The following is a 1,239-nucleotide window of genomic DNA, read 5'->3' as shown; positions in this document are numbered from 1 at the left end:
TCGCTATTCAGTGGTTAGTGCCTCGTTTGGCCGATTTTAACCAGCAAGAGCCGGATATCGATGTGCGGATTAAAGCGGTGGATATGGACGAAGGTTCACTGACCGATGATGTTGATGTGGCGATCTATTACGGGCGTGGAAACTGGCCCGGCTTACGTGCAGATAAATTGTATCAAGAGTTTTTGATTCCTCTCTGTTCACCGTCAGTGCTTTTAGGCAGCAAACCATTAGAAACTCTAAGTGACTTAAAGCAACATACTTTGTTGCATGATACGTCACGTAAAGATTGGAAGCAGTTTGCTAAGCAGCATGGTATTGAAGGGGTTAACGTTAACCATGGCCCGATCTTCAGCCACTCAACCATGGTGCTCCAAGCTGCGGCGCATGGCCAGGGTGTTGCTCTAGGCAATAATGTACTTGCTCAACCAGAACTTGAAGCAGGACGCTTAATTGCCCCATTTGATGAAGTGTTGGTCTCTAAGAATGCGTTTTATGTGGTTTGTCATGATAAGCAAGCGGATATGGGGCGTATTGCTACGTTCCGCGACTGGATGTTAGCGAAAGCCCAAAGTGAGCAAGAGGATCTGCTTGATGAGTAACTATTTGATTGACGGGGAACAGGGCAAATCTCTGTTTATATTTGCTCATGGTGCAGGCGCTGGAATGGACCACGCGTTTATGCAGGCGGTTGCCATAGGCCTCGCGCAAAAAGGCATTAAGGTGGTGCGTTTTAACTTTCCTTACATGGTCAAACGCGCCGAAGATGGTAAGAAACGTCCGCCAGACAGAGCGCCTAAGTTACTAGAAGCTTACCAAGCGGTTATCGATGAGCATTGTGCTTCGGGTAGGGTAGTGATTGGTGGTAAGTCTATGGGTGGTCGAATGGCTAGCCTTCTTAGCGCTGAAGACAAAGTTGCCGCGATTACTTGTTTAGGCTTTCCATTTCATCCTCCAGGCAAGCCTGAAAACTACAAGGGTGCGCATTTGGCCGAAATAGACAAGCCATGTCTGATTCTGCAAGGTGAGCGAGATACATTTGGTAAAAAGCAGGAGTTCGCTGAGTTCGCTTTCTCTTCTAAGGTCAAAGTGGAATTTATTCCCGATGGTGACCATAGTTTTAAACCGCGTAAGAGCTCTGGGTATACGGAAGAGGGCAACATTGCCCTTGCGGTGGAGCATCTAGCTAAGTTTATTCTGGAGGCTTCGGATGCAAAGTAAGCCATGTCTGGCTTTAGGGGG

The 1,239-nt window shown here is 47.6% G+C and carries 2 protein-coding genes; both read left to right on the top strand.

What is annotated here, in order from left to right; all coding sequences use genetic code 11:
* Positions 1-599, top strand: a 599-nt coding sequence (locus QTO00_RS19900) for a LysR substrate-binding domain-containing protein (protein WP_331426289.1), incomplete at its 5' end; no start/stop codon positions are given.
* Positions 592-1,218 (top strand): alpha/beta family hydrolase, encoded by a 627-nt coding sequence (locus tag QTO00_RS19895; RefSeq protein WP_331426288.1) that lies wholly within the window; start codon positions 592-594, stop codon positions 1,216-1,218. The genes QTO00_RS19900 and QTO00_RS19895, both read left to right, overlap by 8 nt.
* The last annotated feature ends 21 nt before the right edge of the window (positions 1,219-1,239 follow it).

It is taken from the genome of Vibrio sp. M260118, assembly GCF_036533755.1.
Lineage (GTDB): Bacteria > Pseudomonadota > Gammaproteobacteria > Enterobacterales > Vibrionaceae > Vibrio.
This window is presented reverse-complemented; position numbering and strand designations above follow the sequence as displayed.